27 protein-coding genes and 1 pseudogene are annotated in these 25,712 nt (G+C 49.6%); 11 read left to right on the forward strand and 17 right to left on the reverse strand.

What is annotated here, in order from left to right:
* A pseudogene (locus tag F452_RS0100005) lies at window positions 1-253 on the reverse strand (IS3-like element ISPg5 family transposase); the annotation flags it as partial.
* Between the two features lie 158 nt (window positions 254-411).
* Window positions 412-1,008, reverse strand: a complete 597-nt coding sequence (locus tag F452_RS0100010) for a hypothetical protein (protein WP_235317512.1) — start codon at window positions 1,006-1,008, stop codon at window positions 412-414.
* 125 nt (window positions 1,009-1,133) lie between these two features.
* On the opposite strand from F452_RS0100010, the gene pheS reads away from it, so the two are divergent.
* The 3 genes from pheS (at window position 1,134) to lpxE (ending at window position 4,248) form a co-directional block, all read left to right on the forward strand.
* A complete protein-coding gene (gene pheS, locus F452_RS0100015; protein ID WP_018964230.1) occupies window positions 1,134-2,156 on the forward strand; it encodes a phenylalanine--tRNA ligase subunit alpha in 1,023 nt (340 codons plus the stop codon).
* A gap of 18 nt (window positions 2,157-2,174) precedes the next feature.
* Window positions 2,175-2,849, forward strand: a complete 675-nt coding sequence (gene nth, locus F452_RS0100020) for an endonuclease III (protein WP_018964231.1) — start codon at window positions 2,175-2,177, stop codon at window positions 2,847-2,849.
* Between the two features lie 61 nt (window positions 2,850-2,910).
* Window positions 2,911-4,248, forward strand: a complete 1,338-nt coding sequence (gene lpxE / locus F452_RS0100025; protein ID WP_026292045.1) for a lipid A C1-phosphatase — start codon at window positions 2,911-2,913, stop codon at window positions 4,246-4,248.
* Here the strand turns inward: lpxE and mfd are convergent.
* Window positions 4,225-7,587, reverse strand: a complete 3,363-nt coding sequence (mfd, locus tag F452_RS0100030; RefSeq protein ID WP_026292046.1) for a transcription-repair coupling factor — start codon at window positions 7,585-7,587, stop codon at window positions 4,225-4,227. The genes lpxE and mfd overlap by 24 nt on opposite strands.
* Before the next feature lie 233 nt (window positions 7,588-7,820).
* Here mfd and F452_RS0100035 point away from each other — a divergent pair, with 233 nt between their 5' ends.
* A complete protein-coding gene (locus tag F452_RS0100035; RefSeq protein ID WP_018964233.1) occupies window positions 7,821-8,540 on the forward strand; it encodes a pirin family protein in 720 nt (239 codons plus the stop codon).
* A gap of 43 nt (window positions 8,541-8,583) precedes the next feature.
* On the forward strand, window positions 8,584-8,982 hold the full coding sequence (locus F452_RS0100040) for a DoxX family protein (RefSeq protein WP_018964234.1): 399 nt from the start codon (window positions 8,584-8,586) through the stop codon (window positions 8,980-8,982).
* 99 nt (window positions 8,983-9,081) lie between these two features.
* Here the strand turns inward: F452_RS0100040 and F452_RS0100045 are convergent, their stop codons facing one another.
* Complete coding sequence (locus F452_RS0100045) at window positions 9,082-9,693, reverse strand: nitroreductase family protein (protein WP_026292047.1); 612 nt, start codon at window positions 9,691-9,693, stop codon at window positions 9,082-9,084.
* 370 nt (window positions 9,694-10,063) lie between these two features.
* Here F452_RS0100045 and F452_RS0100055 point away from each other — a divergent pair, with 370 nt between their 5' ends.
* From F452_RS0100055 to F452_RS0100070, 4 genes are read left to right on the forward strand one after another with little or no spacing between them, the layout of a single operon-like run.
* Window positions 10,064-10,603 carry a DUF4199 domain-containing protein gene (locus F452_RS0100055; protein WP_018964236.1) on the forward strand — a complete coding sequence of 180 codons (540 nt, stop codon included), beginning with the start codon at window positions 10,064-10,066 and terminating at the stop codon, window positions 10,601-10,603.
* A complete protein-coding gene (locus F452_RS0100060; RefSeq protein WP_026292048.1) occupies window positions 10,603-11,553 on the forward strand; it encodes a glycosyltransferase family 2 protein in 951 nt (316 codons plus the stop codon). Before F452_RS0100055 ends, F452_RS0100060 begins: the two co-directional genes overlap by 1 nt.
* Window positions 11,553-12,092 carry a nitroreductase family protein gene (locus F452_RS0100065; RefSeq protein WP_004584795.1) on the forward strand — a complete coding sequence of 180 codons (540 nt, stop codon included), beginning with the start codon at window positions 11,553-11,555 and terminating at the stop codon, window positions 12,090-12,092. The genes F452_RS0100060 and F452_RS0100065 overlap by 1 nt, the downstream gene beginning before the upstream one ends.
* Window positions 12,089-13,102 carry an FAD:protein FMN transferase gene (locus F452_RS0100070; protein ID WP_018964237.1) on the forward strand — a complete coding sequence of 338 codons (1,014 nt, stop codon included), beginning with the start codon at window positions 12,089-12,091 and terminating at the stop codon, window positions 13,100-13,102. Before F452_RS0100065 ends, F452_RS0100070 begins: the two co-directional genes overlap by 4 nt.
* Before the next feature lie 212 nt (window positions 13,103-13,314).
* On the opposite strand, the gene F452_RS0100075 is transcribed toward F452_RS0100070, so the two are convergent.
* The 9 genes from F452_RS0100075 to F452_RS12480 all read right to left on the reverse strand — a co-directional run bounded on the left by F452_RS0100075 (window position 13,315) and on the right by F452_RS12480 (window position 20,699).
* Window positions 13,315-13,887: an electron transport complex protein RnfA gene (locus tag F452_RS0100075; protein ID WP_005874209.1), complete on the reverse strand. Its 573-nt coding sequence runs from the start codon at window positions 13,885-13,887 to the stop codon at window positions 13,315-13,317.
* 24 nt (window positions 13,888-13,911) lie between these two features.
* Window positions 13,912-14,502, reverse strand: a complete 591-nt coding sequence (locus F452_RS0100080; RefSeq protein ID WP_004584791.1) for an RnfABCDGE type electron transport complex subunit E — start codon at window positions 14,500-14,502, stop codon at window positions 13,912-13,914.
* Window positions 14,499-15,176, reverse strand: a complete 678-nt coding sequence (locus F452_RS0100085; RefSeq protein ID WP_018964238.1) for an RnfABCDGE type electron transport complex subunit G — start codon at window positions 15,174-15,176, stop codon at window positions 14,499-14,501. The genes F452_RS0100080 and F452_RS0100085 overlap by 4 nt, the downstream gene beginning before the upstream one ends.
* Window positions 15,173-16,156, reverse strand: coding sequence for an RnfABCDGE type electron transport complex subunit D (locus F452_RS0100090; RefSeq protein ID WP_018964239.1), 984 nt, complete (start codon window positions 16,154-16,156; stop codon window positions 15,173-15,175). The genes F452_RS0100085 and F452_RS0100090 overlap by 4 nt, the downstream gene beginning before the upstream one ends.
* 15 nt (window positions 16,157-16,171) lie before the next feature.
* Entirely contained in the window at window positions 16,172-17,503 is a 1,332-nt protein-coding gene (gene rsxC / locus F452_RS0100095) for an electron transport complex subunit RsxC (RefSeq protein WP_018964240.1), read from the reverse strand.
* Between the two features lie 35 nt (window positions 17,504-17,538).
* Complete coding sequence (locus F452_RS0100100; protein ID WP_018964241.1) at window positions 17,539-18,411, reverse strand: Fe-S cluster domain-containing protein; 873 nt, start codon at window positions 18,409-18,411, stop codon at window positions 17,539-17,541.
* A gap of 9 nt (window positions 18,412-18,420) precedes the next feature.
* Window positions 18,421-18,843 (reverse strand): SoxR reducing system RseC family protein, encoded by a 423-nt coding sequence (locus F452_RS0100105; protein WP_018964242.1) that lies wholly within the window; start codon window positions 18,841-18,843, stop codon window positions 18,421-18,423.
* A 351-nt stretch (window positions 18,844-19,194) separates the two neighbouring features.
* Window positions 19,195-20,487 carry a tetratricopeptide repeat protein gene (locus F452_RS0100115; RefSeq protein ID WP_018964244.1) on the reverse strand — a complete coding sequence of 431 codons (1,293 nt, stop codon included), beginning with the start codon at window positions 20,485-20,487 and terminating at the stop codon, window positions 19,195-19,197.
* A gap of 5 nt (window positions 20,488-20,492) precedes the next feature.
* The gene (locus F452_RS12480; RefSeq protein WP_235317511.1) at window positions 20,493-20,699 is read right to left on the reverse strand and encodes a DUF1661 domain-containing protein; all 207 of its coding nucleotides are present in this window, start codon (window positions 20,697-20,699) and stop codon (window positions 20,493-20,495) included.
* Between the two features lies 1 nt (window position 20,700).
* Between F452_RS12480 and F452_RS12485 the strand changes: the two genes are divergently transcribed.
* Together F452_RS12485 and F452_RS0100120 are read left to right on the forward strand one after the other, a co-directional pair.
* Window positions 20,701-20,823, forward strand: a complete 123-nt coding sequence (locus F452_RS12485) for a hypothetical protein (protein ID WP_244263752.1) — start codon at window positions 20,701-20,703, stop codon at window positions 20,821-20,823.
* Between the two features lie 170 nt (window positions 20,824-20,993).
* Window positions 20,994-21,572 (forward strand): glycoside hydrolase family 108 protein, encoded by a 579-nt coding sequence (locus tag F452_RS0100120; protein ID WP_018964245.1) that lies wholly within the window; start codon window positions 20,994-20,996, stop codon window positions 21,570-21,572.
* Between the two features lie 129 nt (window positions 21,573-21,701).
* On the opposite strand, the gene F452_RS0100125 is transcribed toward F452_RS0100120, so the two are convergent.
* The 4 genes from F452_RS0100125 to porM form a co-directional block, all read right to left on the reverse strand.
* Entirely contained in the window at window positions 21,702-22,295 is a 594-nt protein-coding gene (locus F452_RS0100125; protein ID WP_018964246.1) for a chromate transporter, read from the reverse strand.
* An 18-nt stretch (window positions 22,296-22,313) separates the two neighbouring features.
* On the reverse strand, window positions 22,314-22,871 hold the full coding sequence (locus F452_RS0100130; protein ID WP_018964247.1) for a chromate transporter: 558 nt from the start codon (window positions 22,869-22,871) through the stop codon (window positions 22,314-22,316).
* A gap of 189 nt (window positions 22,872-23,060) precedes the next feature.
* Window positions 23,061-24,152: a type IX secretion system ring subunit PorN/GldN gene (porN, locus tag F452_RS0100135; protein WP_018964248.1), complete on the reverse strand. Its 1,092-nt coding sequence runs from the start codon at window positions 24,150-24,152 to the stop codon at window positions 23,061-23,063.
* Window positions 24,153-24,160: 8 nt separating this feature from the next.
* Window positions 24,161-25,711: a type IX secretion system motor protein PorM/GldM gene (gene porM / locus F452_RS0100140; RefSeq protein WP_018964249.1), complete on the reverse strand. Its 1,551-nt coding sequence runs from the start codon at window positions 25,709-25,711 to the stop codon at window positions 24,161-24,163.
* Between the last annotated feature and the right edge of the window lies 1 nt (window position 25,712).

Below are 25,712 nucleotides of genomic sequence, written 5' to 3' on the forward strand. Positions count from 1 at the left end.
TACGTAGTTGCTCCAACTCTTCTTTTTCATTGAGGGTCAGCTCACTCTGGGGGGATTGGGACGCTTTCATTGGGACCGGATGAACTTTATCTTCGAGTCCAAATTTACTAAGCCAAGAGCGAATGAGACCATGACTTAGCCCATATTTCTGCTCAATGGCTGCTTTGCTCTCTGCTCCCGAGAGGTAATCCTCTAGGATGGCAAGGCGTTCAAAGTTGCTTAAATGTTTGCCCATAATGGATACTGGTTGCATCCCGCCCACTGTCAACTTTTTTCAGTACACGTCAACCATAGCGGAGGAAAGATCTATCAGACAAAAGCTACTCTCCGATACATCAACGCCCTGCTAATTGTGAGTTTTTGCCAAAAAACCAAGAGTTTTCTCTTGAAGGAAAGATCCCGCAGACTCCTTTATTTGAGCGATACGGCTCCGGGTTTTCCGGCTTTGATGTAGGCGTTCATGGATTTAATGTCGTTCGGGTTGCAACGGCTACGGTCGCAGCGGTAGAGCTCCGTGAAAGGATCCGCATCCACGATCCTCTGCAAAAGGTCGCTCTGGGAGGGAATACCTTTGATGGCAAAGTACTGCTCATACGTGTATTCGACGAAAGCCGAAGTTGGGCCTACGCCACGGCGGTCGAGCAGATAGCCGTCAGCCAGCTCCACCGGAGTGCAGAGACCATCGCCACACCGAAGATCGGAAGGGGCAGGACGTGCCACCACATACTTTTTGTCAGCCGAGAGGGTGATAGGCACGAGATTGCGATAGTCGCCTCGCGTCTTGTAGATGATGATCGGAGCCAATGCCATAGCCGGCGTCATGGGTGCGACTCCATCGTGGCCATTGCCCTCCTCTCCTCCGATGAGGATAGGTTTCGGGAAATTGTTTTGGGGCTTCTGGTTATGAGTCTGCTTCATTTCTGTGGGACTGTTGGTCTGATTCATTTTGCATCCCCCACTCAAGAAAACGATAGCCATCAAGAGGGAGAAAAAGATTTTACTTCTCATTTTCTGTTCGGCATTTGTGAAGAGAATCGAATTTCTCGTCTGTAATTTATCGGAACTAAGGTAATGGAAAATCCTATACCTTTGTTTTTCCTATACATACAAACAGCACTTCTATCGACAACGATATGAAAGAAAGAATCAATCAACTCCTACAGGAAATTGGTCAGTGTGTAGCTGCCACCGTGGAGGAAGCCGAAGCCCTGCGAATCAAGTATCTCAGCAAGAAAGGAGAAATATCCCGTCTGTTCGATGACTTCCGACTGGTGCCATCCGAAGAGAAAAAACAAATAGGACAATTGCTCAATGAGCTGAAGAACAAGGCTCAGGAGCACATCAACTCCCTTCGCGAGCAGGCACAGGCAGGCTCTGCACAAGCTTCGGAAGAAACCGACCTGACACGAACATCATACCCGACGAGACTGGGCACACGCCATCCGATTTCTTTGGTGAAGCAGGAAATCTGTGAGATTTTTGCCCGCCTCGGCTTCAGCATCGCCGACGGGCCGGAGATAGAGGATGACTGGCACGTATTCTCTTCGATGAATTTCGCCGAAGACCATCCCGCCCGCGATATGCAGGATACATTCTTCATCGAGCATCGCCCCGATGTCATCCTTCGTACGCATACATCCAGTGTCCAAAGCCGTGTGATGGAAAAGACACAACCGCCGATTCGTGTCATTTGCCCCGGGCGCACCTACCGAAACGAAGCCATTTCCTATCGGGCGCATTGCTTCTTTCATCAGGTGGAAGCACTGTATGTGGACAAGGATGTTTCTTTCGCGGATCTGCGACAGGTGCTTCTCTACTTCGCGCAGGAAATGTTCGGAGCCGAAACCAAAATACGCCTTCGCCCTTCTTATTTCCCCTTTACCGAACCGTCTGCCGAGATGGACATCTCCTGCAATATATGTGGGGGCAAAGGCTGCAACTTCTGCAAGCATACGGGATGGGTGGAAATACTCGGATGCGGCATGGTGGATCCCAACGTATTGGACAACTGCGGCATAGATAGCAAGAAATACAGCGGCTATGCACTCGGTATGGGTATCGAACGTATCACCAATCTTAAGTACCGAGTCAAAGACCTCCGCTTCTTCTCGGAGAACGACCTCAACTTCTTGGAACAATTCAAGAGCGTACACTAACCCTCTGATCAGTATCGAATGCGCAAGGAAGAGCGATACAAAGCCGTTATCGATTGGTTCACCGAGCATATGCCGGTGGCCGAAACGGAGCTGCGGTACCGGGATCCTTTCCAGTTGCTGGTGGCTGTTATCCTCTCGGCACAATGTACCGATAAGCGTGTCAATATGGTGACGCCAGCTCTCTTCTCTGCCTATCCGACTGCAAAGGATATGGCCGGGAGCACGGCAGAGGATTTGCTGTCTTATATAGGAAGTATCAGCTATCCGAACAGCAAAGCGAAACATCTGGTCGGGATGGCACAGAAGCTTTGCTCCGATTTTGGAGGAGTGGTGCCGGACGAGGTGTCGGAGCTGACCAAACTGCCCGGCGTAGGCCGTAAGACAGCCAATGTGATAGCCTCCGTTGTCTACGGCAAACCGGCCATGGCCGTAGATACGCACGTATTCAGAGTATCCGAAAGGATAGGCCTGACTACCGGCTCGAAGTCTCCGTTGGAGACGGAGCGAGAATTGGTTCGCTATATTCCGGATGCACTGATACCGAAAGCCCATCACTGGCTGATCCTGCATGGACGGTACGTTTGTCTGGCTCGCAAGCCCAAGTGTGCAGACTGTGGCATAGCACCATTCTGCCGCTACTACTCGAAAGTTTTTAAGAAGGATACTACAGCTCTTCCGAAAAAAGGGGAATGATAAGGCCTGCTGTGCGAATAATATCCGCACAAACGCTCCATGCCTTAATTCCGAAGGCATTATGAATCGAGAAAGCTTTATACTCCTGCTTGCTCTCTTACTTGCTCTCTCATTCCATTTGCAAGCATCGTCTCCATCCGACAACATGGCAGATACGACTTGCATATCCGATTCGACCAAAATGTTTCCTCCTGCCATCGGTATTTACCATGTAAAACCGATGAAAAACACGTTGCGGCATTCCCTGCCTCTTGTGGCTGCGTCTCTCTTTACTTTCAACGTGGATGACAATATCCGAGAGCTTCGCTTTACCGGTGCCGGCAGTTTTCATACCAAGATAGACAACGTGACTCAGCTCATTCCCCTTATGGCACAACTTACGATGAGGGGATTGGGCTATAAGGGACGTAGTAAATCATGGGGAAAGATGCTTGTATCGGATGCTTTGGGTATGGCACTTATGGGTGGAATGGTCAATGCCGGAAAGTATTCGTTCGGACGGTTGCGTCCGGATGGCACCGCTGCCAATTCATACCCGTCGGGACATACGGCAACGGCTTTCGCCTGCGCCACTCTTTTTCATCTCGAATACGGCTCCCGAAGCCCTTGGTATAGCGTGGCGGGCTATACTGTAGCCTCCCTTACGGGGATCAGTCGCATCGTGAACAATCGGCATTGGGCCAGCGATGTGCTTTGTGGAGCTGCCGTAGGGATATTGGTCGGAGAATTAGGCTATTGGATCAGCGATCTGATCTTCCGCGATCCTACGGGCTACAACTACAAGCTGACTGAGAAACAGGAAGGGACTCTGGAGAGCATGGTCATTTCTCTTTCTACCGGGAATAGATACATCAGCCGGCATATGGACTTTGATGGCAAGACAGTGGAACGTACCGATGCTTTCGGCATGAACCTGAAGACGACCTTCAATCCAAGCTTTGCTCGCTGGGTACGAATCGGATCGCAGTTCAGCGTCTCGACAGAGAAGCTGAAAATCCTTACGCGAGAAAGGTCGGCAAAGGTCTTCGTAGCTCCGGCGATCTCAGTCGGTCTTTCCGCCGGCGTGCAATGGCACCCCTGGCAGAGAGCTTTCCTTTGGGCGGAGGCAGTTCCTTCAATACTGTTTCGTACCGTTTTTACTGCTGCTCAAGACGAGCAGGGAGAAATGCTCTTGAAGCTACGCCGGCGTTCGAGTTTCCAACCGGCGTTCCGTATAGGAGTGGCGCACGAATTATCTCACCGTATGGGAGTAGAAGCACATGCAGGGTACCAGCTCGGCGAGGCAGTCTATCACCTTGTCGAAGAGACGTCCGGTTGGTCAATTCTCAAAAAGAGAGCTACCGTACCTTACCGGGGATTTGAGTTTGCAGTCGGACTACAGTTCTATCCTTTCCGCTGACGATTGGGCGGAAATAGCCGTACAGAGTTCGCAAGCGGTGAGCACATCGGGCACCTCGCGCAAGCGAACGATCCTCTTTCCTCCGGACTGACGAATCTCGCACCGACGTGTGTGCGCTGCGATATAATCCAACAGCATACCGAATACTTCGCTCTGATAGTAAGGGCTGTCTTCCTTGCCGACCAGATGGAAGCTCATCTGTCCTCCACGCAATACGATCTTCTCTATACCGAGCGAACGGCCAAGCCGGCGTAATCGGGGCACTCGTATCAACTCCTCTCCCTCGGGCGGAATCTTGCCGAAACGGTCCTGCATACGGCGTCGGAATGCTTCGAGCTCCTCGTCCGTGGAGAGATTGTCCAACTCCCGATAGAGGAGAATGCGTTCCGAATCCAAGGGCACATATTCTTCGGGGAAGGAAAGCTCCAAATCGCTTTCGACAGTTGTCTCCACTACAAACCGGGAAGCCGAAGGAGTAGCTTCTTCTGCATAAAGATCGGCAAACTCGTCCGCTTTGAGTTCGGAAACGGCTTCATTGAAAACCTTGCTATACGTCTCATATCCCAAGTCGGCAATGAATCCGCTCTGCTCGGCACCGAGCACATTGCCGGCACCACGTATATCCAAATCCTGAAGAGCGATACGGATACCGCTGCCGAGGTCGCTGAAGTTTTCGATAGCTTGGAGGCGACGGCGCGAATCGTCGCTCAGGACACTGAGCGGCGGACTCAAGAGATAGCAAAAGGCTTTCCTGTTGCTCCGTCCCACTCGTCCGCGAAGCTGGTGCAGCTCACTCAGACCGTATCGGTGGGCATCGTTGATGATGATGGTATTGGCATTAGGCACATCGATACCGTTTTCTATGATTGTAGTGGCGACCAATACATCGTACTCGTAATGGACGAAATCGAGGATAAGCCGTTCCAGTTCTGTGGGCGACATACGGCCATGCCCCACTGCCACGCGTGCATCGGTGACTTCGCGTTGTACTATGTCGGCGATCTCTTCTATATTGTCTATTCGGTTGTGAACGATGAAGACCTGTCCGTTGCGTGACATCTCGAAATTGACAGCTTCCCGAACAATGTCGGGGCTGAACCGTGCCAATTCGGTGGCAACGGGATAGCGATTCGGCGGAGGAGTGTTGATGTTCGAGAGGTCGCGTGCGCCCATCAGAGAGAATTGTAAAGTACGGGGGATAGGCGTGGCAGACATGGTCAGCGTATCGACATTGACCTGCAGTTTGCGCAGTTTTTCTTTCACTGCCACACCGAATTTCTGCTCTTCGTCGATTACCAGCAGGCCGAGGTCGTGGAATTTGACGTCGTTGCTCACGAGGCGGTGCGTCCCTATAATGATATCGATCCGTCCTTCTGCCAAGTCGTGCAGAATCGCTTTAATATCCTTGGCCGAACGGGCGCGGGATATGTATTCGATGCGCACGGGGAAATTTTGCAGCCTGTCCCTGAACGTCTGATAGTGCTGATAGGCCAGTACGGTGGTGGGCACGAGTATCGCCACCTGCTTGCCGTCTGTGGCGGCTTTGAATGCAGCACGAACAGCTACCTCCGTCTTGCCGAAACCGACATCGCCGCAGATAAGCCGATCCATCGGACGATCGCTTTCCATATCGGCTTTTACCTCTGCCGTGGCACGCTCCTGATCGGGCGTATCTTCGTACAGGAAAGAGGCTTCCAATTCGTGCTGTAGGTAGCTGTCCGGACTGAATGCAAAGCCTCGCTCTTCTTTCCTTCGGGCATAGAGGCGGATCAGATCGCGAGCAATATCCTTGACTCGCTTTTTGGTCCTCTCTTTGAGCTTTTGCCAGGCTCCCGTGCCGAGGCGACTCAGTTCTACCTGCGCATCGCTGTCGCCGCCCTTGTATTTGGACAGCTTATGAAGGCTGTGCAGATTGACGAATATAATATCGTTATTGCGGTAAATGAGTTTGATTACTTCCTGCCGCTTCCCTCCCACATCGGTCGTGATAAGGCCTCCGAAGCGGCCGATACCGTGATCGATATGCACGATATAGTCGCCTTGAGAGAATTGGTTCAGCTCCTTGAGCGAGAGGGTCACTTTCCCCGAACGGGCTTTGTCGCTTTTGAGGTTGTACTTGTGGTAACGATCGAAAAGCTGGTGATCCGTAAGCAGAGCGATCCGAAGAGCTTCGTCCGAAAAACCCTCGTGTAAGGTGAGCGATACCCTTTCCGGAAGGAGCGAGGAGCTTCCACGCTCGGAAAGGATCTCTTCCACTCTGGCGTACTGCTTATCCGAGGCTGTGGCCAAAAGCAGTCTGTAGCCGGCATCTCGCCATTGTTCCAGTTGGTCGATGAGCAGATCGAAATTCTTGTGAAAGAGAGGTTGCGGCTGCGTCTTGAAGCCGATACGGTAATTGCCGCTCCTGCCGCTGCCGGTGGCGATGGTCGTGAAGCCATTCAGCTTGTCCATCAGCTCCCCGGGCGATGTGAGCCGCTCCTGCATGGCTTCGAGCGATCCGAATCCTTCGCCGTCATCGAAGAGCGGAGCATCGGTAAACACCGCTTGCAGACGATCCTCCAGAAACGGCCTGTCCGGCAATACGATGATCGTATCCTTCGGGAATAAGCCGAGCAGACACTCCTCGGCACGAGCATCTCCTGCCACATCAGGCATCAGTACGACTTCGGACAGCGTCCCCACCGAGAGCTGACTCTCCACTTCGAAGAGACGGATGCTTTCTATCTCGTCGTCGAAGAAGTCGAGGCGTACCGGCAGCTCGCGGCTGAAAGAAAACACGTCCAGCAAACTGCCTCGCACGGCAAATTGCCCCGGCTCATAGACGTAATCGGTTCGTTCGAAGCCCCATTCCAATAGAAGGTCTCTGAGAAAATCCCGATCCAACCGGTCTCCCTGACGGATGCTGTGCATCTCTTTCTCCAGTATGCTGCCGGCGATCACGCGTTCGGCCACGGCTTCGGGATAAGAGACGACAAGCGGACAGCTACCGTCCATCGAAAGAGCGGCCAAAGCCTCGGCACGAAGTACCTGTTGTGCCGCATCGGTATGCCCGTATTTGATGGCTCGCTTATAGGAAGAGGGGAAAAAAAGTGCGCTTCCCTCTCCTCCGAGTTGCTCCAAATCGGAGAAGAGGTAGCCCGCTTCTTCCATATCCGAAGCAATGCACAGGACAGGGCGACCGGATTCGTGCAGCAGTTTCACTATAAGGGCGGCCGATGACCCGCAAAGCCCGTCGAGAGCTACGTACTTCTCTCGGCCGAGGGCTTTCATCAAAGCCTGAACGCCGTTGTGCCGGCGAAAGAGGGAAAGAATATCGATTGCTTGGGAAGATTTGATTATGAGACAAAAATAAGCGGTCTAATTGAATTCGTTTTCTCTTTCAATCAGGGAGTCCGGTTAAAACTTTTTTCTCATAATGCATGTTTTAACTGCGTAGGCTGCTTATTTCACATACAGAGTGTATAACACAGGGGCTGCTAATTCGGCTGTTGTACTCCTTGTGATATAACTCGGAAGTCTGTCGTTAGAGCCAACGCTGAAATCAAAATAACAACACAAAAACGATTGGTAAGATGAAAAACTATGTGATTCATAAATCAGAAACTCGTGGCAGGGTCAATTTTGGCTGGTTGCAATCTTTTCACACATTTAGCTTCGGCAATTATTATGATCCCGAACGTATTCATTTCGGTGCTCTTCGAGTAATCAATGATGACACTGTGGCTGCAGGCAGAGGTTTCGATAAGCACCCTCACGACAACATGGAGATCATTAGTATTCCATTAGAGGGTGATCTTGAGCATAAGGATACATTGGGAAATATTGCCGTGATCAAGCAAGGCGACATTCAGGTTATGAGCGCGGGAACCGGTATTCAACACAGCGAATACAACAAAAACAAGGATCGTCTGACAAAATTTTTACAAATCTGGATCTTCCCCAACAAACAGAACGTAGCCCCTCGTTATGACCAAAGGACACTAAGAACAGATGACATGATCAATCAATTCAGACAAATACTATCTCCGAACGAGAATGACGAAGGAGTCTGGATACATCAGGATGCATGGTTCCATCTGGGAAAATTCGATGAAGGCATTACTACTGAATATAAGATAAAATCTAAAGGGAATGGTATATATGCTTTCATCATAAACGGAAAAGCTACTATTGCCGGACAAGAACTTAGTTCTAGAGATGGTTTTGGTATTTGGGATGTGGATAGCTTGTCTGTTACATCAGACACCCCCGGCACAGAGATACTGCTAATGGAGGTGCCTATGAAATTTTGAGAGTATTAAACGTAAGAATCATTTTAGAAATTAATGCGCGAAGATGGATAAGAATAAAGAACTGGGGATTTTGATTTTACGCTTTTCATTAGGCTTAATGATGTTGTTGCATGGAATAGCAAAAATTACCGGAGGCATAGATCCTATACAAGGGATGCTTACATCAAAGGGGTTGCCTCCATTTATAGCCTATGGAGTTTATATTGGAGAGGTAATCGCCCCTTTGCTCTTGGTCCTGGGTGTAAGGACTAGATTAGCCGCACTTGCATTTGTGTTTAATTGTGTAGCTATTATATGGTTAGGAGAGCACTCTATTGTCAGCTTAACTCAATATGGTGGATGGGCGGCAGAACTTCCCGGACTATTCCTGTTTGGAGCATTGGCATTGTTCTTCACCGGAGGAGGAAAATATGCAGTATCAAGCACAGACAAATGGGACTAACACAATCTACGATCTAAATAAAAAAAGCGAAACTGGAATGTTTCGCTTTTTTATTTTCGTTTTTCTAAAAAGGGAAGAAAACGAGGAGAATCCTCGTTTTTACTTGATAATTAACGTCTCAGTAAGGGGTAATTTGTCTTTAGCTTTGACTTCTGTGATAGGTTTGCCAAAAGGCATTTGGGCAGTCAAGATCCAAGAAGGATCGACGCCGGCAAGAGCTTTGATGTCATTGTCAACCATACCGATATAGTGCTGTAAGTTTGCACCGAAGCCGAGCGAGTCGAGACCCATCCATACCGTATGCTGGTGTGAGCCTTGCGTTTGTTGTGCCCAAAGAGGGAAATTTCCGGCATAAGCAGGGAAAGAGGCCTGAAGATTTTCTGTTATGGATGGCACATCAAAAAAGAGAATAGTGCCGATCCCATTTGCAAAAGCCTGACGTAATTTAGATGCCGTATTCGCTTCATAGGCTTCCTGCCCCATTATGGAAATCAAGGCATTCTCAACAAGTTTCCAATGGGTATCATGAGCTTCACCAGTAAGCAATACCATCCGTACAGGTTGGGAATTGAAAGCAGAAGGAACTGTTTGCAGTACGTGGCCGAGAAATTCTTCGACGATTTCACGCGAAACCACCCATTCTGGGTGAATAGCATAGTGAGAGTGACGATGCGCAAGGGCATCCTTTAGTGTTTCTATTTTTGTATTCATAATGTTTTGTCTGGCACGATTTGAGGTGCCTTATAATTTTATAACAGAGAGTTCTTATTTATTGTTTTACCTCAACTAATTCGATTTAGCGGATCATGAATCTCAACTATTTGGTATTAGATGAAACTTTGTTCAAGAACTATAATTGCTCCGATTTCAAGATCTTTTACATCGAATAGATGTCTTATAAAAAGTTCATAAGTTTTCTCTTCCATTTCTCTGTTTGGTACTAAGTCGATTTTCTTTTATGCAAGATATTTCGTGGAATCTGCAAAAGCTATTTTGACTATAAGGAGGCTGCAAGGGCAGATGAGTCGGACTAATGTTGTATTTTTGGCGCATGGAAGGCCGTTTTTTAATGTAATAGTATATGGAAGATAGAAGCAATCTTTTTCGCCTCAGTGCTTTGATGGGTTTGATCTTTGGTGCATTCTGGTGTCTGAAGTACATCTGCGTGATGCTCGCATTCGGGATTCCTTTCATGCTGCTGCTGTATATTCCGCTCACTTGTTTCGTCCCTTTTCTGGCTTATATCCTGACAAAGCGTTATCGGAACGTGCTACCGCAAGAGATGCGTTTCAGCTTTATGCATGGATGGCAGTTTTCTACTTTGCTCTATCTCTTCGCGGCTGTATTGGTTGCCATCCCTCACTACTATTTCTATGCCGAGATAATGCCGGCACACATGCCCGATATTATGGCACAGCTGGAGCAGTCCTCCGGACTTATGACCCAACTCTTCGGTACCGATGAGTGGCGCGAGGTGATGGAGCAGATGCTCAAGGTGCGTCCCATGTCGCGTGTGATCAATGATATTTCATCCAACTTCTTCTGGGGAGCTTTGTTCTCCATTCCGGTAGGGCTGATCCTGAAAAGAAAGGCTGCGTCGGACAATATGCATTCGTTATGATAGATATTTCTGTAGTAATCCCTCTGCTGAACGAGGCCGAGTCGATCCCCGAACTTTTTGCCTGGATCAGGCGTGTAATGAATGAGCATGGCTATTCCTATGAGGTCATCTTCGTAGATGATGGGAGTACCGACGGCTCCTGGAGTGTGATCGAACGTTTGCGAGCAGAGCATCCCGAGGTCAAAGGGATCAAATTCCGCCGCAACTACGGCAAGTCGGCCGGTCTCCAATGTGGTTTTGCCCGCACACAAGGGCAGGTAGTCATAACGATGGATGCCGATTTGCAGGATAGTCCGGATGAGATCCCGGAGCTGTACCGGATGGTGACAGAAGGGGGATATGACTTGGTAAGCGGTTGGAAGCGTAAGCGGTACGATCCTCTGTTCAGCAAGAATCTGCCCTCAAAGCTTTTCAATGCTACAGCCCGAAAGCTGTCCGGCATCAAGCTACACGATTTTAATTGTGGTTTGAAAGCATACCGACACGAGGTAGTGGAGAATATCGAGTTGTACAACGATATGCACCGTTACATTCCATATTTGGCCAAATCCGCCGGTTTCGGACGCATCGGGGAGAAGGTAGTACAGCATCAGGCGCGTAAATACGGCTCGAGCAAGTTCGGTATCAGCCGTTTTTTCAATGGCTATCTCGATTTGCTTACGCTTTGGTTTATCAGCAAGTTCGGACGCAAGCCGATGCACTTCTTCGGGCTGCTCGGTTCAGGCATGTTCCTAATCGGCTTCATAGCTTTGGCCGTTGTCCTTGTCAATAAGTTGTCCGCTATAATCATGCATACGCAGGCACCTTTGGTGACGGATCGGCCTTATTTCTTCATAGCGCTGACGGCGATGATTATCGGCACGCAACTGTTCCTAACCGGATTTGTCGGTGAGATGATCAGCCGCCAGGCTTCGGACAGAAACAACTATAAAATAGAGAAAGAGATATAATGAAACAGATTCCTCAAGATTTTCGTTTGATAGAAGATTTCTTCCGCACGCGCAGATCCGTACGCAAGTTTATCGATCGTCCTGTGGAGGAAGAGAAGTTGATGGCCATCCTCGAAGCCGGACGCATAGCTCCTTCGGCACATAATTACCAGCCGTGGCATTTCCTCGTGGTCAGAGAAGAAGAGGGCCGCAAACGCTTGGCTCCCTGTTCCCAACAACCTTGGTTCCCGGGTGCCCCCATCTATATCATCACGCTTGGCGATCATCAAAGAGCATGGAAGCGAGGAGCGGGCGATTCGGTAGACATCGATACCTCTATCGCCATGACTTATATGATGCTGGAAGCACATAGTCTGGGACTCGGATGTACGTGGGTCTGTGCTTTCGATCAAGCTCTTTGTTCGGAGATCTTCGACATCCCTTCGCACATGACACCTGTTTCCATATTGGCTCTCGGCTATGGCGATCCGACCGTACCTCCGCGTGAGGCTTTCAATCGCAAATCCATTGAAGAGGTAGTCAGCTTCGAGAAATTATGAAACGTTGGTCAGGTTTAGCGGCCGTTCCGGGGATGATCGTTCTCGGTGCGGCCTTTTTTTCTTGCCGAAAAGCACCTGCCTATACGGTATTGCAGGGGGAGATATTCCATACCTATTATCATATTAAATATAAGGGAGAGGCAGATCATTCACAGCGAGTGGATAGCGTATTCAGAGCTTTCAGTCATTCCCTTAATCCGTTCGACAGTACCAGTATCATAGCCGGAGTGAATCGGAATCTTCCGGTTAGGACGGACAGTATGTTTCGCCGTGTATTTCGTCGGGCGCAGGAGATTGCAGCCGTTTCCGGCGGTTCTTACGATATTACTTGCTCTCCACTGATCAATGCTTGGGGATTCGGTTTCGAACATAAAGAAGACGTGACTGCACAGTTGATCGATAGCATCAAGGCGTTTGTCGGTTACCGGAGGGTACGATTGGACGGCGAGACGGTTGTTAAGGATGATCCGCGCATTACGCTGAACACCTCTTCCATCGCCAAAGGATATGCTTCGGATCTGGTGGGCGAAGCCTTGGCTGCTCATGGGATCGGGGACTATATGGTAGAGATCGGTGGAGAGGTTGCTTTCAATGGCCTCAATCCTCAAGGCAAGCCTTGGCGCATAGGAGTAAGTAAACCGCAGGATGACAGTCTGGGCTTGGCGATGCAGGAGTTCGAACTGGTCGTAGAGCTTAGTGGAAAAGGAGGCTTGGCGACATCGGGCAACTATCGGAATTTCTATGTCCGGGATGGGAAGAAGTATGCACATACGATCAATCCGCTTAGCGGCTATCCTGTGCAGACGGATGTGCTGAGTGCCACAGTCATTGCTCCCGATTGTATGACGGCTGATGCCTTGGCTACTACTTTTATGGTGGTCGGTTCGGAGCGTGTTCCTGCTATTGCAGCCAAGTTCTCCGGTGTGGACTATATGCTTATTTTGTCCGATGGAGGCGGTTCTTATAAGACTGTGATGAACGAAGGCTTCCGGAAACGAGTAGCCAAGTAATCGAGCCTCGTCTGTAATCCTCCAAGCCTCTGTCTTTTTCTCTTCGGATCGGTACAATCTTTTAGAACGGGATCGCATCTGTCGTAACTGAACGAAAAAGATTTGGCAGACAGTTCGGGGAGATTCTCCATACGGCCAAGTCACAATAAAAAACAAGAGAGGGTATGCACCGCGGTGGGCATACCCTCTCTCTATTTATTGTTCTTTACTCGTTAGGCGATACCGCTGAAGCCCATGAAAGCCATAGCCAATATACCGGCAGCCAAGAGTGCCGAAGGTATTCCCTTCATAGCTTTGGGGAGATTGGTCATATCGAGTTGCTCTCGAATACCTGCGAAAGTAACCATTGCCAAGGTGAAACCGATAGCCGTGGATATTGCATAGACGAAGCTCTGGAGCAGGGTATAATCCTTCTGGATAACCAAAATAGCCACACCGAGCACACAGCAGTTCGTCGTAATCAAGGGCAAGAATACACCCAGTGCCTGATAGAGGGGAGGAGATACTTTCTTGAGTATGATCTCCACCATCTGTACCAAGGCGGCAATGACCAAAATAAATGCAATGGTCTGCATAAAGCCCAATCCGAAACGATCCAAAACGAACTTCTGAATCAGGAAGGTAACCAAGGTAGCCAGTGCCAATACGAATGTCACGGCTGCACCCATACCGATTGAGGTGTCTACCTTCTTCGATACGCCTAAGAATGGGCATATACCGAGGAACTGCGACAGCACGACGTTATTAACGAAAACCGCCGCTATGAATAACATGAAAAATTCCATAATGATGCCAATTACTTAAGTGAGTTATGCTTTTTTCTTCATTTTGTTCACCAAGGCAATCAGGTAGCCCAAAGCGATGAAAGCTCCGGGTGCCAACACGAAGATCAATGCTCCATAGGATTCATTGAAAACTGCAAAGTCGAAAAGCTTACCGCTACCCAAAAGCTCACGGACAATACCGAGAACAGTCAAACTGAGGGTAAAGCCCAATCCGATACCGATACCGTCGAACATGGAGTGTAGCAGACCTTTTTTCGATGCAACGGCTTCAGCACGACCGAGTACGATACAGTTCACCACGATCAGTGGGATGAAGATACCGAGACTCTTGTCCAAATCCGGCATATATGCCTTGATAAGCATCTGCAATATCGTCACGAAACCTGCAATGATCACAATAAAAGCCGGGATACGAACCATATCGGGGATGAGATTCTTGACCAAGGATACTACCATGTTGGAGCAGATCAATACAAACATGGTGGCCAGTCCCATACTCATACCGTTGATGGCCGACGTTGTCGTGGCCAACGTAGGACACATACCGAGGAGGAGGACGAATGTCGGGTTCTCCTTGATAATGCCGTTTATAATAACACTCAAATTCTTACTCATTGCGCTTCGGTATTATCTGTGTTAGTATTTATCGTAGAATCAGCCTGAGTAGTATCGACAGTTGCCTCAGTCTGTCCGGCACTGCCTTGAGCGGCTTTGAAACCTCTGTAGGCGCGATCCATAGCATCCAAAAAGGCACGACTACTGATCGTAGCGGCTGTGATGGCATCTACCTTACCGCCGTCTTTGGTAACGGCAAGAGGCGTATCGCTCATCTGTACGCCACGTACATCTTGGATCAGTCCTTCTTTTTTGGCAGGAGTCTGGAACCACTCTTGCATCTTGGCTCCGAGGCCGGGCGTTTCGCTGTGGCTGAGTACGGAGAAATCGTGGACTTTGCCGTCCATATCGAATCCGTACATCACTGTGAACTTACCGCTAAAGCCCTTGTCCGTATAGCTTTCCACTGCGTAACCCACTACTTCCTGCCCTTTTTTTGCCGGGAATACGGTGAGTTTGGCTCCATCTACATCAACTTCGAATCTCTCTTCGTACGGATTGTTGTCGAAGGCATTAACTACCAGTTTGATAGCAGCCACTTTGGCATCCACTTCCGCTTTTGCAATGGGCTCTTTCGTTATTTCGTTCATCATGCCGAGGGCGGCGGAAACAACGATACAGAAGCCCGTCAAAGAGAGCAACATATTGGGGAGTGACGATTTTAGCTTTTTCATTTGTTCTTTCCTCCAAAATGTTTAGGTTTCATATAAGTATTGATCAGAGGCGTCATGCCGTTCATAATCAGGATGGCGAATGACATCCCTTCCGGATAAGCCCCGAATGTACGGATCACAACCGTGAGCAAGCCGATCAGACAGCCATAGAGGATCTGTCCGGACTTGGTCATCGGCGAAGTCACATAGTCCGTAGCCATGAAGATGGCTCCGAGCATCATACCACCGGAGAACAGGTGGAACCACGGAGTAGCGGGGAAAGATGTCGGGCTGGCCAAGTGCAGAATGCCTGCCAATACGATCACGGATGCGAAAATAGACACGGGGATATGCCACGTGATAATCTTCTTGTAGAGCATATAGACCAATCCGAGAAGCAGCGCGATAGCACTGACTTCACCCAAAGAACCGGCTTCACCGATAAACATGTGCAGGTCGGTGGGGATATTGGTCAAAGCCGAGGTGTCGCCACTCATCGCCGCTTTCATCAGACCGAGGGGGGTAGCACCCGTCTCGGCATCCAGATAGGAAGTCATCTGTCCTTCGGTAGGCCAGAGAGTCATCTGGGCAGGGAAAGAGATCAGGAGGAATACACGACCGACCAAGGCGGGGTTGAAGATGTTGTTCCCCAAGCCGCCGAAGGACATCTTGCCCAATGCGATAGCTACTACTGCACCGATGATAATGATCCAAACGGGCAGGTTGCTCGGCAGGTTGAAAGCCAGCAATACGCCGGTCAAGATCGCTGAGCCGTCCATGATGGTCGGCTCCTTGCCCAACATATATTTGCTGATCAGGAATTCCACGATGCAACAGGTAAGAACGGACACTGCCGTTACGATCACCGCACCGATTCCGAACTGATATACCGACATGGCCAAGGCAGGCAAGAGGGCAATCAGCACGCCATACATATTCTTTTTGATGCTGTCTCCGCTGTGGATGTGCGGTGAAGGAGAAATGATAATTTTATTTTCCATCGCTTATTTCCTTTCTTATTGCTTACGTGCTCTTTGGATGCCCATCACAGTCTTCTTGGCTTGGCGGATATAATCCAGCAGAGGACGGTTGGCCGGACAGGTGAAGCTGCACGAACCGCATTCGATACAGTCAACCACGTTGCCTTTTTCCGCTGTTTCCCAGCTCTTATATAAGGTGTCGCGCATCAGGAAAGCCGGATTGAGTCCCATCGGACACACTCCGACGCACTTGGCGCATCGGATACAGTCGTGCATAGGCTTGCGGACTGCCTCTTCTCTGTCGAGAATCAATACTCCGGAGCTGCCTTTGGTCACAGGCACATCCGGTGATAGCAGTGCGCGCCCCATCATCGGACCTCCACCGATGATCTTGCCCGTATTCTCCGGCAGGCCACCTGCTGCTTCGATCAGAGCCGCAATAGGAGTACCTATACGAACGAGGAGGTTAGACGGGCGAGACAGTTTTTTGCCTGTGACCGTCACGATGCGCTCGACCAGAGGTTTGTTCTTCTGTACCGCTTCGTATACGGCGAATACCGTACCCACGTTTTGTACTACGGCACCTGTGCTGATAGGCAGGGCACCGCTTTTTACCTGCTTGCGGATCACTGCGTCGATCAGCTGCTTCTCACCACCTTGAGGATATTGCACCTTCAACGGCATTACCTCTATGCCCGGATATGCAGCGGCCAGTTTGGTGAGGTGAGCGATAGCGTCTTTCTTATTATTCTCAACTCCGATAACGGCCTTGTTTACCTGAATGGCTTTCATCAGGATGCTCACGCCGATCATGATCTCTTCGCCGTGCTCCAGCATAAGGACGTGGTCGCTCGTCAGATAGGGCTCGCACTCTACGGCGTTGATGATCAGGATCTCGGCTTTGTTGCCCGGAGGAGGGGATAGCTTCACATGGGTAGGGAAGGTAGCACCACCGAGACCCACGATGCCGGCAGCAGAGATTTTGGCTACGATTTCTTTTGCATCCAGATTGCATCCTTTGACGATGGCCGGTGAGCGATCGATGCCCTCTTCCCATTCGTCGCCTTCTACGTTAATGAAGACTGCGGGCTTGGGATAGCCGCTTGAGTCGTATACGTTATCGATCTTCAGCACCTTACCTGACACAGATGAGTGGATATTGGCTGATACGAATCCTCCGGCCTGAGCAATGATAGTCCCGACCTTAACTTCATCCCCTTTCTTGACCGTGGCAGTTGCCGGTGCCCCGATGTGCTGACCAAGAGGGATGACTACTTGTGAGGGGATAGGCAACACCTCTACGGGCTTGCCTGCCGATAACTTGTTTTCGGGGGGGTGAATACCACCGATTCGGAAAGTCCTCAACATAATAATTCTATGTGGTCTTTGTTGTTATTTATTCCTTAGACAGTCTCTTGTGCCGGTGCGGCAGCTTCTGTGGCGACAGCCGGCTCCACTTTCTTCTTCGGTGGGAAGTTCAGCTCGTGGATGGCATTCGTGGGACATACGTCCACACACTTGCGGCACATGCGGCACTTGGTGTGGTCTATGTACGAGAGGTTGTTCTCGATAGTGATAGCCTCGAACTGACATTGCTTCAAGCAGAGCGAGCAGCCGATACAAGCATTGCTACAAGCTTTCTTGGCGGCACCGCCTTTGTCCTTGTTCACGCAGCTGACAAAGATACGACGGCTCTTAGGCCCTTTCTTCCGGAGCTCGATGATCGATTTGGGACAGGCCTTGACACATGCACCACATGCCGTACAAGCATCCTCCACCACTTCCGGCAGCAAGGTTGTCGGGTTGATGCGGATAGCATCGAATCCGCAGGCATCCACACAGTCGCCCAATCCCAGACAGCCGAAGCTACAGCCCGTGTCTCCGCTATATAGCGAAGCGGCTACTGCACAGCTGGAGGCTCCATCGTACAGGTTCGTACGCGGACGAGCATCGCAATTGCCATTGCAACGAACCACGGCAATCTTCGGATCCTGAGCAGCCGCAGCCATGCCGAGGATGTCGGCTATCTGCCCCATCACCGCTGCTCCCCCTACGGGGCAGAGCAGTCCTTCGAGGCTTTCGGCTTTGACGCAGGCATTGGCAAAACCGGAGCATCCGGGGAAGCCACATCCCCCACAGTTGGCTTGAGGGAGTACCTCTGCAACCAGTCCGATGCGTGGATCTTCCTTGACCTCGAACTTCTTTGCGGCCAAAAACAAAACCAGTGCACCAATGGCACCGATTGTGGCCAAAACAATCACAGTAGTAAGTATCATATTTGTTTGTTACTGATTATTTTTTCGAATAGTAAATACCAAACGTCGGCTCAGTTTGCCGTTGAATAACCGGAGGATCAGGTAGTACACCCCCAAAGCCCCCAGTGAGATGAGCGTACTCATGCCCTCGTCAAGCCTCAGAATACTGATGGTCAGGACGAGCATAAGCAGCAACAAAATCAAAGGAACAATGAAAGAGAGGACGACAGCAAGGCGTCCCATGGCACTGTGACCTTCCAGCAAAACCCGATCACCTTCGCGGATGTCAGGTGCGGGTCCCATTACGGTGATATATCGATCTTTGCAGTCTGTAGAGGAGCAATAGCCGGCGGCATGACAACCGGCGCATGCGCTTTTCTGCTGCACACATACCGTTATCTTGTCGGCTTCCACTCGGCTGACAACTCCGCTATGACTGATAATCTCGCCCATTTCAAATAGTTAGGCAAATGTGGTTGTCTTTTTGATTGATTGTCTAAGGCGAACAACTCTAATGATGCGGCAAAAATACACAAATCTTGCTAACTCAGGTAATAAAGTAGCTCCAAAACACATTAATTCTCCCCAAAAATGGGGATTCCGTGCTCCCTTTTTGAGGAGTGTGAACGGGACCTTATCGGAAGTTATCGGCGGAGAAGAAACGGCACGAAGATCTCAGCCGAAACATCTAAGAATCAAATGGCTGCATGGGGATGTGAAATTTTGGCAATGAGCCCGAAACAATATGATCGCGAATGATCATTTCCCTTTCGGATCGTTCCGAACAATGTATATACGCCATGTTTATAGCGTTTCCTCGTCCTCCGAATTGTCGGCTTTCAGGAGGGATAGCCTGCTCCGAGCTTCTGCCAATCGGCGGAAGCCCTTGATGTCGTTTTTCGCTGTACTTGCTCTTTCCTTGTCGAGGACACGCCGGTACATGTGGATTGCACCGGTTCGGTTGCCGGTCTTTTCGAAGCATTGGGCGAGGAGCAGGCAGGCCTCGCTGTTGCCGCTATCGTATTCTATGGCATAGCGCAGATGGGATATGGCTGTTTCCGTTCGCCCTTGTTCATTGGCACATTGCCCCAGCATCGTATGTACATCGGTGAGTCTGTCCGTTTTCGGTTCGACCAGATCAAGAGCCTTCTGCAACCGCTTTTCCGCTTCCTCCCACAGCTTTTGGCGATAGGCACACATGCCCAAGTAGTATTTGGTCAGGTAGTTTTGTTCGTAGGCGGATTCGTCGGCTCGTCTGAAGCACTCTTCGGCTACGGTCCACCTATCGGCTTTGTAGTATGCCAAACCGCAATAGAAGAGATCCTTGAAAGAAGTGGGGAAATGGCCTCGACCGATGATCCGCTCATAGTCATGCAGGGCACTGTCCGCCTCCTGTAGCATCATCATGGATTCGGCATGGGCCAGAAGCACGGCCGTATTCAGCGAGTCGGTTTGCAGATAGCGTGCTGTCACCCGTTCCTGTCGGCGCGTTTCTCCCACCTGTCCGTACAGGGTAGACAGATCGATCAGGGTAAGGAAATCGGTAGAGTCCCGAAGCATCTGCTCTTCCAATAGTGCTATTGCTTGAGAAGGTTGTTGTCGTTTGTTGAGGGCTTTTGCCCTAAGGCGAATGACGGGAGGGAGCGAATCCTGTCGTAAGATACTGTCTGTGATGACCAATGCCGTGGAGTCCTGTCCGATGTAGACGAGCAGTTTGGCCAAGTCGTACCCCATGGGAATATCGGATGTGCGTTCATAGCCTTGATGCAGCATTTCGATCGCTGTGGCATAGTCCTGCATATCGATCTGCAACGCTGCCCCCAAACGATAAGCTAAAGCATCGAGAGGATCTATCCGTATGATCCTTTGGTAGACGGCAAAGGCTTCGGGATGCCGCCCCAGTTCGCTGAGAGCTTTGGCTCGGAGGTGTAGGACTTGCTCGTCTTCGAGACCGCAACTGTCTGCCCATGCCAGAGCCTCTGTGTAAGCCATACGATCAATCAGGGTCTGCATTCGGCCCAAATCATCTGTGGTCTGAGCCGTTGAGGATAGGATGGTCAGAGCAATGATAATGAGGTAGAGTAGAGGGCGTTTCATAGAGTTTATGTATTTGAATACAAAGATATACGATATTTCCGTAGATTGGGGCTCTGAAAATGTTTCTTTCCTGAGTTGAGTCTTGCAACTGTTTCTTTTGTGCTGGAGTCCTCATTCGTTCTCGTTCGAGAAAATAGCTGTTTGGTGTTCCGTAAAACGTGGCGCGGGAATTTTTTCGTTTTGGTTCGAGAAGTAAAAATTTTACGCGCCAAAGTGAGAAAATTCTCGTTCGTAAATTTTCGAAAACACGCACCACGATTGGCTCGATTCCGGTTCCGTTTTTTTTTGATTACGGCTCTCCATCGGTTAGAAGAAATTCTTGTCTTTATAAGATAGATAATTGCTATCTTTAAGAGAGAAATAGAGCCTTAGGGATAAGGTTCTGAAAATGAAGGTTCATGCAGTCGGTGGAATGACGGGAGGACTGTGGAACGAGCTTTTTGAGAGACGATGCCGAATGGCTTTTGGAAGTTGATTTATGTTGAACACAAAGAGGTTGAAGAAAGATGGCAAATGTCAAGTTATTGCTCCCATATATATTGAAATGGGAAGGCGGTTTTGTCCATGATCCTGCCGATGCAGGAGGAGCAACAAACAAAGGCGTAACGATAGCGACTTGGAGAAGAGTCGGCTATGACAAGGATGGCGATGAGGATATAGATGTCGAGGATCTCAAGTTGCTAACTGATGATGACGTCCTGAATCGTGTCTTGAAACCATTTTATTGGGATCGTTGGAAAGCAGATTTAATCGAGTCTCAAAAGGTGGCTAACATCCTTGTCGATTGGGTTTGGGGTTCAGGTAAGCATGGTATTGTTATTCCTCAAAGGATACTTGGTCTGAAGGCTGATGGAATAGTGGGCAAAAAGACTTTGCAGGCTGTCAATAGTGCAGATCCCCATGAGCTGTTTGAGTCCATCTTCGATGCACGTCGTAAGTTCTTAGAGGACATTACGGCAAGAAGCATTAAAAGATACGAGGATCGCATCGGACGCAAGGCTACCGAACGCGAATTGCTAAGGCATACCAACAAACGCTTCTTCAGAGGTTGGATGAACCGTCTTGAAGATATTAGGACGCTCTAAACCTGTAGGTTCGTTTCCTTTCAACGGATATCATCATTTGTAGATCTCCGTTGGGATAGAGTTTGTTTGTGAAATACTGAATCGGTCAGATGGGCTGTGTCATAATTCGCTTTTATGGCACAGCTTTTTTCAGAAGCCGTATATCAGCAAACCGGCGAGACCGGCAAGCAGTATCGTGAGGATAGGATGGAGCCACTTCTTGACGGTGACGAGGAAGGAAAGCAGGAACAGGAGGATGCTCCAAAGATCGGTGAAGTTCTCCTGTACGACTACCTGATCGAGGCTTGCCGAGCCGGTGGTAAACAAAGCAGAAATGAAATCCGGACGGAACGTGAGCAACAGTGCTGCAGCTGCGATCAAGCCAACAGAAGTAGGACGTACCATAGTAAAAGCGGCATCGACATAGGTGTTGCGTCTGAATCGTGCAAAAAAGGCCGAAATAATCAATACCAAAACGAAAGATGGCAGGCTGACGGCTACCGTAGCCAAGACGGATCCCCATACATTGCCTGTGACGGTATAGCCTATGTATGTGGCACTATTGATGCCGATGGGGCCGGGTGTCATCTGGCTGACGGCAACAATGTCCGTGAACTCCTGTGCCGTGATCCAGCCGTAGCGGTTTACCACTTCATCCTGAATCAGCGAGAGCATGGCATAGCCTCCACCGAAACCGAATAGCCCGATCTTGATATACACCCAGAAAAGTTGCAAATAAATCATCGGCTCGAAAGAGTTTGATCAGGAATGCATATTCCGAATACGAAAGCGGATATAACGACTATAGAGGATACCCAAAGCTGCAGCAACGAGGATAATCCACACGGGAGATACTCCGGCATACCAGACAAGAATAGCAGCAAGGATCGGGATCCAGAGCGAAACGGCTTTCATCTTCATGGCTTTCCATGTAGAGATGGCCGGAGCTGCGATCATAGCGATGACAGCAGGACGCAATCCTCGGAAAATGGCCGCAACGATCTTGTTGTCCCTCATCTGTGCAAAGAACATGGCTACAGCCAGAATGATCAGGAACGAGGGAAGAATAGTCCCCAAGGCACAAACGGCTGCTCCGGCATATCCTCTGAGGCGATAGCCTACGAAGATGGATATATTGACGGCAAAGATTCCGGGCAGGGATTGTGCAACGGCAAAAAGATCCAGAAAATCCTCCTCCGATAACCAGTGGTGCTTATCCACTATATCGGCCTTGATCAGTGGCAGCATGGCATAACCTCCACCAAAGGTGAATCCGCCGATACGGAAAAAGGTGAGGAAGAGGGATAGATATGGATTCACGACAGAAAAGAGACAGCTTGATAAAACGGACAGTCTACGGGGTTACGTTCGATTACGAGTATAGGTCGCAATATATGTGCAGTCCGAACACTCTTGGTCTAAGCCTTTAGCACATTACCTACTTCTTCAAACAAAAAGGGGATATGCCAAAGTTTGTTTTTGACACATCCCCGAATAATTGTTCCTGTATTACTTGCGGCGGCGAACCGAGCGGGTCGCAGCTTTATTTTTAGAAGCTTTGGCAGCTTTCTGCTTTTTGGGCTCGACGGCCTCTGTATTATCAGCTGCTCCCTCGCTTTGTCCGCGTGTTCGGCTGGTGATGTTTTTGCCGCGGGTCTTTTCCCGTTTCTTTCCCTTGGTTTTCTTTGTCTCCGCCTGCTTCATCCATGTGGTATCCTGTGTCACATAGAGTCCATCGCGGAAGCCTTGCAATTCCTTGTCGATGCGTTTGCTCTCCATCTTCATGGAGTCTGGCGTAGGACAGTATTCGGCCAAAGCTCGGTTGTGCAGATTTTCTGTCTTAACGATGTCGCCTTTGTAGAGATTGAGACGGAAGAAATCGTCTATCGTCGAATTGCGCGTATTGTTCAGACTGCTAAGCATCACTCGTTCACGAGCGATATAGGGGCGGATATTTTCGTAAGGAATCCAGAACAAAGGCTGATTGCGTACTTCGCCGAATTCGTCCTGGCCGGTCATGATCGGGCAAATGGCCTGAATCTTAATGTCCACATCGCTATTGGTCGGAGTGAAGTACCATTCCTCCTTTACGTAGTAGGCTTTGACTTCTGCCGAGGGAATGTCGCTATCAGCCACCTTGAATAGCTCCGCATTCTTGTTCGTACTCGGCTGGTAATAGATGCCAAACCTGTCCATAAACTCTTGGAACTTGATCTTGTACCGGTCTGTGAAGGCTTCGAATCCATCCAGATATTCATACACATCGAGGCTGTTGGAATTGATGAGTCCGAATATCGTGCTGAAGAGATTCTTGCTATCACCAATAGGACGGGGTGGGTAATAGAGTACCGCATTGGACTCTTCCATCAGGTCTACGCGTCGGTACACGACTCGTCTCCAAGGGGCATTGTCGGTCTTCTGTGTCAGACGTCTGTTGAATTCCTGAGCACGATTGGATAGAGTAGTGATCTGTTCCACCTCGGTGTTGCGCGGTGCTCGACCTACTTGCGGAGAGCGGTTGTTCGTATTTTCCTGTGCAACGGACGGGATACTGACCGTCGCTGCAAGGATCGCTCCTATGACTGCTTTGAATACTTTCATAAACACTATTAGTTCACAATTACTTCAATGGCTGGAATCTTACGTTCGATACCATCCGGACCGCGTGCAATTACTTCCGTTACGTAGAAACGTTTGCCTCTGGCCAGATTCTGTATTTGTCGTTTTTGTCTCTCAGAGAATGAAGCTCCGTCAGAAACTTCGGGGATCGAATTGCCCATCGAATCATAGAACACGAGTTGGAACTTCACCACTGTGTAGTTTACTTCCAGCAAATCGTCGTCAAGAGCAGCTTTAATGCCGCCTGCTGCCAGGATTTCTCGCTTACCCAAGCGGCCACCTTTGAAGCGTTTCGTGTTCCCCTGCACATCCTTATATTCGATATAGGGAAGAGGATCGGGCAGAGCTCTGACACGCAATGTAGTCTTTGCCATTTGGATGGTACGACCTCCTGTTTGAGCGGTGACGGAAATGATGGCTTCGCTGCCTACTTTCGTCGGCCGTGCTATCCAGAGATTGCCGCGGCGAGTAAGGGTACCATTGTTGATCGTTGCAGAAACGTTTTGCTGAGCTACACCCGGTACGGCGATATTGATCGGATTGTCTATACCGGCGTAGAGTACGTTCATCATCGTCGGAGCGACGGAAGCCATTGGTTCCGTAACGAAGTATTCGCTTTCAAAGTCACGACGAATCTTAACCCCATCGTTGCCTATCATTTCGATATATCCTTTGACCGGATATGTGCCCGGTGCACCTGCCGTAGCCGTAAATAAGCCCATGTTCTCCGGCGAAAGGAGCTTACCGTTTACAAATACGTCCGGTCTTTGCGTGGTATCCACACTGGAGAGAACGATATTGGCCTTATATGTATCGCCCGACATGACGATCTGGCTCTGTGGGATCACTTGTGCCGTGATACTGTTCACACGATAATCCCCCACATCCACACTCTTTACCAGATCGGCAAGTACTTCGCCCTGAGCATAACGCACATCGCTTTGGAGCTTGGTCAGGAGCGTAATAGCTGCTACGGTGGGCATATTCTCGAACAAAGAACTTTCCCATGATTTGCCTTTGGTACCGGATTCTGTGTTAAGGGCTTGTTCTATGAGCTTCAACTTCGCCTTATCGGTCATGAGCGTAGCGACCAGCTCGCGGAACTTGTCCACCTCCTTGCGAAGCGTGCTGCCTTTACCGTTGATCGGATTCAGCATTACTACGGAAGAAGCATCGAGATTGTCCTTTCGTCTTATATCATTGACTTTTGCATCTTTTCCATCCGACTCACGGGCAATGGCCAGCTTCAGATCATCTATAAAGGTACAGAGCGAATCCGCCTCTTTCTGTAGGACAAGGCTACGCTCATACCATACCTTCACCTTTTCGGGATTGGTGCGATAAGCCGTATTCAGCTCGGACAGCACCAGATTGTTACGCTTGTCGGAGCCGTCGATGGAAGAGGCTAAGCTCTTATCCACTTTGTCGAAACCATCCAGTACCTCACTCGATACGTTCAAAGCCATCATGGCGATGAACACGAGGTACATCAGGTTGATCATCTTTTGCCTATTGGCATTCCCATTAGAACCTACTGCCATG

Origin of the sequence: Porphyromonas gulae DSM 15663, from assembly GCF_000378065.1 — a bacterium.
Classification (GTDB): Bacteria; Bacteroidota; Bacteroidia; order Bacteroidales; family Porphyromonadaceae; genus Porphyromonas; species Porphyromonas gulae.

Excerpts from the sequence above, each read along its gene's own strand:
- F452_RS0100080 (WP_004584791.1), bottom strand. The coding sequence starts at position 14,502 with ATGAGTAAGAATTTGAGTGTTATTATAAACGGCATTATCAAGGAGAAC.
- F452_RS0100055 (WP_018964236.1), top strand. The coding sequence starts at position 10,064 with ATGGAAGATAGAAGCAATCTTTTTCGCCTCAGTGCTTTGATGGGTTTG.
- pheS (WP_018964230.1), top strand. The coding sequence starts at position 1,134 with ATGAAAGAAAGAATCAATCAACTCCTACAGGAAATTGGTCAGTGTGTA.
- F452_RS0100040 (WP_018964234.1), top strand. The coding sequence starts at position 8,584 with ATGGATAAGAATAAAGAACTGGGGATTTTGATTTTACGCTTTTCATTA.
- porM (WP_018964249.1), bottom strand. The coding sequence starts at position 25,711 with ATGGCAGTAGGTTCTAATGGGAATGCCAATAGGCAAAAGATGATCAAC.
- F452_RS0100115 (WP_018964244.1), bottom strand. The coding sequence starts at position 20,487 with ATGAAACGCCCTCTACTCTACCTCATTATCATTGCTCTGACCATCCTA.
- F452_RS0100045 (WP_026292047.1), bottom strand. The coding sequence starts at position 9,693 with ATGAATACAAAAATAGAAACACTAAAGGATGCCCTTGCGCATCGTCAC.
- F452_RS0100120 (WP_018964245.1), top strand. The coding sequence starts at position 20,994 with ATGGCAAATGTCAAGTTATTGCTCCCATATATATTGAAATGGGAAGGC.
- F452_RS0100075 (WP_005874209.1), bottom strand. The coding sequence starts at position 13,887 with ATGGAATTTTTCATGTTATTCATAGCGGCGGTTTTCGTTAATAACGTC.
- F452_RS0100010 (WP_235317512.1), bottom strand. The coding sequence starts at position 1,008 with ATGAGAAGTAAAATCTTTTTCTCCCTCTTGATGGCTATCGTTTTCTTG.
- F452_RS0100105 (WP_018964242.1), bottom strand. The coding sequence starts at position 18,843 with ATGGGCGAGATTATCAGTCATAGCGGAGTTGTCAGCCGAGTGGAAGCC.
- rsxC (WP_018964240.1), bottom strand. The coding sequence starts at position 17,503 with ATGTTGAGGACTTTCCGAATCGGTGGTATTCACCCCCCCGAAAACAAG.
- F452_RS0100100 (WP_018964241.1), bottom strand. The coding sequence starts at position 18,411 with ATGATACTTACTACTGTGATTGTTTTGGCCACAATCGGTGCCATTGGT.
- F452_RS0100125 (WP_018964246.1), bottom strand. The coding sequence starts at position 22,295 with ATGATTTATTTGCAACTTTTCTGGGTGTATATCAAGATCGGGCTATTC.
- nth (WP_018964231.1), top strand. The coding sequence starts at position 2,175 with ATGCGCAAGGAAGAGCGATACAAAGCCGTTATCGATTGGTTCACCGAG.
- lpxE (WP_026292045.1), top strand. The coding sequence starts at position 2,911 with ATGAATCGAGAAAGCTTTATACTCCTGCTTGCTCTCTTACTTGCTCTC.
- porN (WP_018964248.1), bottom strand. The coding sequence starts at position 24,152 with ATGAAAGTATTCAAAGCAGTCATAGGAGCGATCCTTGCAGCGACGGTC.
- F452_RS0100085 (WP_018964238.1), bottom strand. The coding sequence starts at position 15,176 with ATGAAAAAGCTAAAATCGTCACTCCCCAATATGTTGCTCTCTTTGACG.
- F452_RS0100090 (WP_018964239.1), bottom strand. The coding sequence starts at position 16,156 with ATGGAAAATAAAATTATCATTTCTCCTTCACCGCACATCCACAGCGGA.
- F452_RS0100070 (WP_018964237.1), top strand. The coding sequence starts at position 12,089 with ATGAAACGTTGGTCAGGTTTAGCGGCCGTTCCGGGGATGATCGTTCTC.
- F452_RS0100035 (WP_018964233.1), top strand. The coding sequence starts at position 7,821 with ATGAAAAACTATGTGATTCATAAATCAGAAACTCGTGGCAGGGTCAAT.
- F452_RS0100065 (WP_004584795.1), top strand. The coding sequence starts at position 11,553 with ATGAAACAGATTCCTCAAGATTTTCGTTTGATAGAAGATTTCTTCCGC.